The 7767-nt window shown below is 74.9% G+C and carries 8 protein-coding genes; 5 read left to right on the top strand and 3 right to left on the bottom strand.

Translation table 11 applies throughout. From position 1 onward, the window contains the following. Both BN344_RS08780 and BN344_RS08775 read left to right on the top strand, forming a co-directional pair. Window positions 1-1069: coiled-coil domain-containing protein (locus tag BN344_RS08780; RefSeq protein WP_040338222.1), on the top strand; the 1069-nt coding region annotated here is incomplete at its 5' end. A gap of 17 nt (window positions 1070-1086) precedes the next feature. After that, on the top strand, window positions 1087-1722 hold the full coding sequence (locus tag BN344_RS08775; protein WP_051515743.1) for a ribonuclease FAU-1 family protein: 636 nt from the start codon (window positions 1087-1089) through the stop codon (window positions 1720-1722). Between the two features lie 41 nt (window positions 1723-1763). Here the strand turns inward: BN344_RS08775 and BN344_RS08770 are convergent, their stop codons facing one another. The 3 genes from BN344_RS08770 to BN344_RS08760 are packed head-to-tail and all read right to left on the bottom strand — an operon-like array spanning window position 1764 to window position 4783. Next, window positions 1764-2264 carry an RES family NAD+ phosphorylase gene (locus BN344_RS08770; RefSeq protein ID WP_197022292.1) on the bottom strand — a complete coding sequence of 167 codons (501 nt, stop codon included), beginning with the start codon at window positions 2262-2264 and terminating at the stop codon, window positions 1764-1766. 5 nt (window positions 2265-2269) lie between these two features. Then, window positions 2270-3097, bottom strand: coding sequence for an endonuclease/exonuclease/phosphatase family protein (locus tag BN344_RS08765; RefSeq protein WP_040338221.1), 828 nt, complete (start codon window positions 3095-3097; stop codon window positions 2270-2272). A 12-nt stretch (window positions 3098-3109) separates the two neighbouring features. Further along, window positions 3110-4783, bottom strand: a complete 1674-nt coding sequence (locus BN344_RS08760) for an alkaline phosphatase D family protein (protein WP_040338220.1) — start codon at window positions 4781-4783, stop codon at window positions 3110-3112. 54 nt (window positions 4784-4837) lie between these two features. Between BN344_RS08760 and ftsY the strand changes: the two genes are divergently transcribed. From ftsY to BN344_RS08745, 3 genes are all read left to right on the top strand, one after another. Then, on the top strand, window positions 4838-6028 hold the full coding sequence (gene ftsY, locus BN344_RS08755; RefSeq protein WP_040338989.1) for a signal recognition particle-docking protein FtsY: 1191 nt from the start codon (window positions 4838-4840) through the stop codon (window positions 6026-6028). 100 nt (window positions 6029-6128) lie between these two features. Then, window positions 6129-6416 (top strand): hypothetical protein, encoded by a 288-nt coding sequence (locus tag BN344_RS08750; RefSeq protein WP_040338219.1) that lies wholly within the window; start codon window positions 6129-6131, stop codon window positions 6414-6416. Beyond that, a complete protein-coding gene (locus BN344_RS08745) occupies window positions 6416-7762 on the top strand; it encodes a hypothetical protein (protein WP_040338218.1) in 1347 nt (448 codons plus the stop codon). The genes BN344_RS08750 and BN344_RS08745 overlap by 1 nt, the downstream gene beginning before the upstream one ends. The last annotated feature ends 5 nt before the right edge of the window (window positions 7763-7767 follow it).

The following is a 7767-nucleotide window of genomic DNA, read 5'->3' as shown; positions in this document are numbered from 1 at the left end:
GGCCGCCCGGGAGCGCGGTGCCGCCGTCGCGGAGCGGGTGCGGGCCGACGCCGAGCGCGCGCTGGTCGCCCTGGCCACGTCGCTGACCCGCGCCGCCGCCGAACGGGACGCACTGGCCACCGGACGCGCCGCCGCGGAGGCCGAGCTGCTCGAGGTGCGCGGCCGGGTGCGGGCCGCCACCGCGGAGCTGGACCGGCTCACCGACGAGGTGCACCGCGACGAGGTCGCCCGCGCCGAGCAGCGGCTGCGCATCGAGGCACTCGAAGGCCGCGCGGCCGAGGAGTACGGCGTCGACCTGCCGACCCTGGTCGCCGAGTACGGGCCGGCCGCCCCGGTGCCGCCGTCGCCGGCCGAGGAGGCGGCGGCCGAGGCCGCGGGCGAGGAGCCCCCGGCGCCCAGTGCCTACGACCGGGCGGTGCAGGAGCGGCGGGCAGCCCGGGCCGAGCGCGACCTCGCCACCCTCGGCAAGGTCAACCCGCTGGCGCTCGAGGAGTTCGCGGCACTGGAGGAGCGGCACACGTTCCTCGCCACGCAGCTCGAGGACCTCAAGAGCACCCGCCGCGACCTGCTCACCGTCGTCCGCGAGGTCGACGAGCGCATCCACGACGTCTTCGCGACGGCGTTCGCCGACGTCGCCCGCGAGTTCGAGGCGGTCTTCGCCACCCTCTTCCCGGGGGGCTCCGGGCGGCTGGTGCTCACCGAGCCCGACAGCATGCTCACCACGGGCATCGAGGTCGAGGCGCGTCCGCCGGGCAAGAAGGTCAAGCGGCTCTCGCTGCTGTCCGGCGGCGAACGGTCGCTGACCGCCGTCGCGCTGCTCGTGGCGATCTTCCGGGCCCGGCCCTCGCCGTTCTACGTCCTCGACGAGGTCGAGGCGGCGCTGGACGACGTCAACCTGGGCCGGCTGCTCACCCTGGTCGAGCAGCTCCGGTCGACGTCGCAGCTGATCGTCATCACCCACCAGAAGCGGACGATGGAGATCGCCGACGCGCTCTACGGGGTGAGCATGCGCGGGGACGGCATCACCGGCGTCATCAGCCAGCGGCTCCGGGAGCTCCCGGCCGCCTGACGGGACAGGGGCCACGCATGGCATGGGCAGCCGGCGACGTCGTCGTGCACCAGGAGATCTGGCGCGACCGCGTCTGGGCGGCCCGCCCGCTCGTCGTCGTGGAGGACGCGCCGGACCGCATGCTGTTCTGGCTTCCCGCGGGCACCGTCCGCAAGGTGCCGATGACGCCGCCGCACCGCGAGGACCCGGGCGAGCGGACGGCCCGGATCATCGACCTGCTCGAGCGGGGCGACTGGGTGCACGTGGACCACGTCTGGGACGTCTCGTGCCTGTGGATCCTGCGGCCCGGTGACTGGCACGCGGTGTGGGCCAGCTGGCTGCCGACCGGCGAGCGCTACGGGTGGTACGTCAACCTCCAGCGCCCGGTCCGCAGGACGGCGATCGGGATCGAGTCGATGGACCTCCAGCTCGACGTCGTCGCCACGCCCGACCGCATCTGGTCCTGGAAGGACGACGACGAGTTCCAGCAGATCGCCGACCGCGGCATCCTCGACGCGGCGACCGTCGGGCGGGTGCGGGCGGAGGCGGCCGAGGTCATCGGCCGGCTGGAGGCGAACGACCCGCCGTTCGGGGAGGACTGGGACAGCTGGCGACCGGACCCGGCGTGGGGCGTGCCGCGGCTGCGGGCCGGCTGGGACGACCCGTCGGTGTAGCGGGGTCAGCACCTGACGGCCGCGCCGAGCACCACCCACCGTCAGCCCGGGATCTCCCGAACGGAGGGGGCGCCGAGACGGTTCCACCGGAAGAGCACCAGGTGCCACAGATCGGGTCGGCGGCGGGACGGGTCGATCAGGCCGTGCGCCCCCCGCCGTTCGAGCTCCTCGCGGACCCGCCACGACGACGGCGTGCCCCCCGCCGCGACCGTCTCCTGCCACTCGGCAGCGGCCTGCGCCGGATCGATGCCGATGGACCGCAGCGCCTCGTGCGCACGCAGGTCGACGATCCGGTCGGCCCGCACCTCCAACGCCAGCACGTCGAGCACCGGGCTCCGCGCACCGCTGTGGGCGATCATGGCGGCGGCGACACCCTCCCGCGACGCACTGAGGTAGAGCGTCGGCACGTCCGCCCGGGAGTAGCGGCCGGCCGACCGCGAGCCGGCGAGCGCCGCCGCGCGGTGGGCCGGGTCCACGGCCCGGTAGAACGTCCCGCTGACGGAGCGCGCCAGGGAGTCGCCCCCACCGACGAGCGCGGACACGGCACTCAGACGCCGGAGGGAATCCGGAGGTCCACCACGAGCGGCAGGTGGTCCGAGGCGCCCGCGGCGTCGAGCACCTGCGCGCTCGCGACGGTCACCCCGCCCGACACCCACGCCTGGTCGATGCGGCGGTGCGGCGAGCGGGAGGGGTGGGTGTGCCCCTCGTCGCGCTGCCAGAAGCGCCACCCGGCCTGGTCGCCACGGTCCTCGGCCAGCTCCCACGCGTCGGTGAACCGCTCGCGCAGCGGATCGAGCTCCGGGGCGTCCGGCCGGGCGTTGAAGTCGCCCACGAGGACGCCGGACGCCATCTCCTCGGTGTGCAGCGCCGCGAGCGCCGCCACCTGCAGCGCGCGCTCCGCCGCCGAGCGGGTGGTCAGGTGGGTGGCGGTGACCCACAGCGTGCCCCCGTCGAGCTCGAGCATCGTCCGCAGGGCGCTGCGGGGCTCGCCGGTGCCGGGCAGCCGGTGCACGTCGCTGATGAGGATCGGCAGCCGGGACAGCAGCGCGTTGCCGTACTGACGGCGCGGACGGTCCGTCGCGTCCCCACCCACCCTCGGCTCGTCGATGGCCGGGCCCCACGCCAGCTGCATGTCCAGTGCCCGCGACAGCAGCAGCGCCTGGTCCACGTCCTCGCTGCGGTCGCCGAAGTACCGGTCGACCTCCTGGAGGCAGATGACGTCGGCGTCCGCGGCGGCCAGCACCCTGGCCAGTCGCGGCAGGTCGTGCCGGGAGTCCTCGCCGACACCGTGGTGCGTGTTGAAGCTGACCAGCCGGACCGGGATCGGCGGCTGGTCGGGCCCGGGTGCCGGGCGGATGCCGAATGCGTCGGTCACCGTCCCAGCCTCTCAGGCATCCGACAGCGGCCTGTCCAGCACCTGCCGGAGGGCGTCGTCGCCGAGCTCGGCTACCGACAGCAGGAAGCGGGCCTCCCGGCCCTCGAGCACCAGTTCGCCGATCTGGTTGCCGAAGAACGGGCCGGCCTGCTTCTCCCACTCCAGCTCCGTGGGCTCGGCCTTGGCCAGCCGGGCCAGGCGCTCGGTCCACCGGCGTGCCGCCCGGCTCCAGCCGATCTTGAAGCCCAGGCGGATGGGGTGCGGCGCCTGGTTGTGCAGCGGCGAGACGGTGAGCTGGTGCACCCGGGCCTCGAGCCCCTCGGGACGGACCAGCTCCGCGGCATAGGCGTGGTGGACGTCGCCGGAGAGGACCAGCGCCGTCGCCGGTGCCCGGCCGTGCTCGCCCCGGGCCAGGGCGGTGAGCGCGGCGCCCAGCCGCTCGAAGGAGTGCCCGAAGGCCGCCCAGTGCTCCAGGTCGGCGGCCTGGCGGATCCTCTCGGCCAGCCGGCCCCGCCGGCGGCCGTGGTGCCGCACGTTGAGCGTCTCGTTCCACCGCTCCACGTTGTGGATCGCGTGCGGCAGCAGCCAGGGCAGGGAGGTGCCGACGATGAGGTGCTCGACCCCCTCGTCCGCCGCCCGGCGTAGCTCCGCCTCGACCCAGGCGAACTCGTCCTCGTCGAGCATCCGTCGGTGCCGCTCCTCCAGCACCCGGCCGGCCCGGCTGTCGACCATGATCAGCCGCGCCTCGCCCCAGTGCCGCACGAAGCTCCACCGGATCGTCGCGGGCTCGGCGTCGGCCAGTTCGGCCATCGTCCGCAGCATCGGCTCGGCGTCGCGCAGGGGGTCGTCGTCGGCCATGGCCTGGATGGCCTGCCAGGTCTCGTTCGCGGCGAGCTCGTCCGGGCTGAGGTTGCCCAGGTGCTGGTAGACCCAGTAGCTGACCAGGCCGCCGGTGATCCGCCCCGTCCACCAGGGCTGGCGCGAGGCCGTGGCCCGCCAGGCCGCCGAGGTGTTCCAGTCGTCGATCATCTCGTGGTCGTCGAAGATCATCGACGACGGGATCGTCGACAGCAGCCACCGCACCTGTGGGTCCTGCCAGGACTCGTAGTAGAGCCGGGTGTACTCCTCGAAGTCCGCCACCTGGTCGTCCGGCGAACGCTGCTCGGTGCGTCCGTCACGCCGGCGGTGCAGCAGCGACCGCGTGTGCTCCGTGAGCTCGTCGGCGTAGACCTGGTCGCCCAGCAGCACCAGCGCGTCGGGCCACTGGTCCTCCGGCTGCTCGGCGATCCGCTGGGCGTAGAGGTCGAGCGCGTCGGGCGGGATGCCCTCGCTCTCCTCGACGGTGCGTGGGCTGGCGTAGCGGCAGGAACCGAACGCCAGCCGGAACGCGCCGGCCCCTCCGGGGGTGCGGATGCGGCTGGGTGGGAACGTCGAGTCCGAGGGTGGCCACACCCCGACGTCGTCCAGCCGGACCTCGTAGGGCGTCGTGCTGCCCGGTTCCAGACCCTCCACGACCACCAGCGCGTAGTGGTGCCCGGCCACGCAGAAGGTGCGCGCCCGCCGGTCGAGGACCGTCACCTCGCACGGCCGGTCGGTCTCCACCCACACCGTCGCCGAGACGGGGTCGACGTGCCGCAGCAGCGGACCGAGCAGGAGGGCCGGCGAGGTCTGCTCGGTCGGGTGCATGGGTCCAGCCTGACCTACCGGGCTGTGAGTGCTCCTGCCTGGGAGACTCGCGGCATGGAATTCGTGCTGATCGCGATCGCGATCCTCGTCGTCGCGCTCCTCGCCGGGATCGGCCTGCTGGTCGGTGCCGGACGGCGTACCACCCGACTCGACGACGACGCCGCAACCGGTACGACCCTCACCCGGCCCCGCCCGGCCGACACCCAGGCGCCCCCTGCCCCCTCGGGTTCCACCGCGTCCGGTCTCGGCCTGCCGCCGGAGACCGTCGAGCTGCCACCGGCGGAGCCCGAGCCCGGCCTGGTCTTCGAGACGCCGCCGCCCTCGGCCGGCCGCCTGGTGCGGCTGCGCTCGCGACTGGCGCGCTCGCAGTCCTCGCTGGGCCGCGGGCTGCTCACCGTCCTCGCCCGCGAGAAGCTCACCGAGGACGACTGGGAGGAGGTCGAGGAGACCCTCCTGGCCGCCGACGTCGGCATCGCCGCCACCACCCAGATCGTCGAGCGGCTGCGCACCCAGTCGATGGTGCTGGCCACCGCGTCGGGCGCCGACCTGCGCGAGCTGCTGGTCCGCGAGCTCACCGCCGTCCTCGGGCCCGACCTGGACCGCACGCTCGGCACCGAGCGGCGGGACGGCAGGCCCGGGGTCGTCCTGGTCGTCGGCGTGAACGGCGCCGGCAAGACGACCACGGTCGGCAAGATCGCCCGCGCCCTCGTCGGCGACGGCAAGAGCGTGGTGCTGGGTGCGGCGGACACGTTCCGCGCCGCGGCCGCCGACCAGCTCGAGACCTGGGGCGAGCGGGTCGGCGTGCTCACCGTGCGCGGCAAGGAGGGCGGCGACCCCGCCTCGGTGGCCTTCGAGGCGGTGCGCACCGGCACGGAGGGCGAGGTCGACACCGTCGTCGTCGACACCGCCGGCCGGCTGCACACCAAGTCCGGGCTGATGGACGAGCTGGGCAAGGTCAAGCGGGTCGTGGAGAAGCAGGCGCCGGTCACCGAGGTGCTGCTGGTGCTCGACGCGACGACCGGGCAGAACGGCGTCGTCCAGGCGCGGGTGTTCACGGAGGCCGTCGACGTCACCGGCGTCGTGCTCACCAAGCTGGACGGCACGGCCAAGGGCGGCATCGTGGTGCGCGTGCAGCAGGAGCTGGGCATCCCGGTGAAGCTGATCGGTCTGGGCGAGGGCGCCGACGACCTCGCGCCGTTCGAGGCACGGGCCTTCGCCGAGGGGCTGGTCGGCGGGGAGTACTGACCGCACCGTGGCCGACGAGCCCCATCCACAGGCACGACGGCCTCCTGCCGCAGGTCACCGCGCGGCATGGCAACCTCCCTGCCGAGGTGAGGGGAGAACGGTGAGCGATCTGCGGGTGGTCACTGAGGACCTGCGGCGGGCGGGGGAGTCCCTGCTGACCTGCTACGAGGAGTTCCGCTCCGCCCAGGACACCGCCGACCGGGGCGCCGAGGCGGTCGAGCACGCCCGGCTGGCCGACGCGCTGCGCGAGTTCGCCGCCGAGTGGGACGACCGGCGGGACGAGATCTGCCACGCCATCGAGGGGCTCGGCGATGCGGCCGTCGGTGCCGCCGAGGTGTACGAGGAGATCGAGCGTGAGCTCGTCCGGGCACTGCGGGGGGAGCTCTGATGTCCCGCCCTCGCGACTGGCACCCGCTCGCCGACCGCGACCCCGTTCCGGGGGACGCCGACGAACTGGCCCGCCTGGCCCAGCGCTACCGCGACACCGCCGACGCCATCCGGAACGCCCGCGACAGCCTCGACCGCCTCTCCGGGCACGAGGGATGGAACTCCGACGCCGGCCGCTCCTTCCGCCGGGAGGCCGACGGCACCGCCGACGAGGTCGGTCAGGCCCACGTCCGCTACCAGCGCGCCGCCGACGGGCTGGCCGCCTACGTCCGGGAGTTGCGCGGCGTCCAGGACGACGCCGACTCGCTCCTGCGCCAGGCGCGGCGCGCCGACGACGACCTGCGCGTGGCCCGGGGGCGCGAGCGCACGGCCGAGGCCGCCGCTCCCGACAGCGCCGAGGCCCTGTCGCTGGGGGCCCGCCGATCGGAGGTCGCCGCGCTCGAGGCCGAGATCGCCCGTCTGGCGACGAGGCTGCGCGAGACGGTGGTGCCCCGGTGGCGGGCCGCGGGGGACCGCACCGCCGCCGCGCTGGAGCGCATCGCGGAGATCGACGGGCTGAAGGACAGCCGCTGGGACGACTTCGTCGGCGCCATGAAGACGCTGGGGGGTTGGGCCGGCAGGCTGTCGGCGATCCTCGGCGTCCTGGCCCTGGCGTGCATGGTCGTGCCGGGCTTGCAGCCGTTCGCCGCTCTCTTCGGCGCCCTCGCCTTCGCCACCGGCGCCGTCGCGCTGGCCGGCAGCGGGCTGGCCCACTACGAGAACCGCGGCAGCCTGTCCGACGTGCTGTGGAACGCGGTCGGCGTCCTGACCTTCGGGACGGGCCGGGCCTTCACCAGCGTGGCGCGCGGCCTGGGCCGGGCAGCTGCCTCCGCGGCCAAGCCCGCCTACGTCACCTCCCTGCGTGCCGCCGGCAGCACCAGGCGTCAGGCGCGGGCCACGGCACGGCAGGTGGACTGGACCGGGACCCGCCGGATCCCCCATGGCCGGGCGCTGCGGGCGCGGGCCGCGGAGCCGGTGCCGTGGGTGCCCCGGCCGCGGGAGGTCGCGGCCTCCCTCTCGCCCCGCGGGGTGGTCGGAGAGGTGGTCGCCGATCTCCGTGCTGCCTCGGCCGTGCGTGCCGGTGGTCAGCTGCCCTCGACGGCCCCGGACGCCGTCCTCGACGTCGTCCGCGGATTGCCGGCCCCCGTGCGGGCGACCCCGGAGGTCGGCGCCGCGATGCGGAACGCGACCATCGCCGGCCGCATCTCCACCGGGGGCGTTGCCGTGTCGACCTACGCCGGCGGTCGCGAACTCGACCTGCCGCTGCCGCCGGTCGAGGCTCCGCCGGTGCCGGGAAGCGCCCGTTGACCCGG

The organism is Candidatus Blastococcus massiliensis AP3 (assembly GCF_000582785.1).
GTDB lineage: Bacteria > Actinomycetota > Actinomycetes > Mycobacteriales > Geodermatophilaceae > Blastococcus > Blastococcus massiliensis.
Note: the sequence above shows the minus strand (reverse complement) of the source record. Positions and strands in the feature narration are given on the sequence as shown.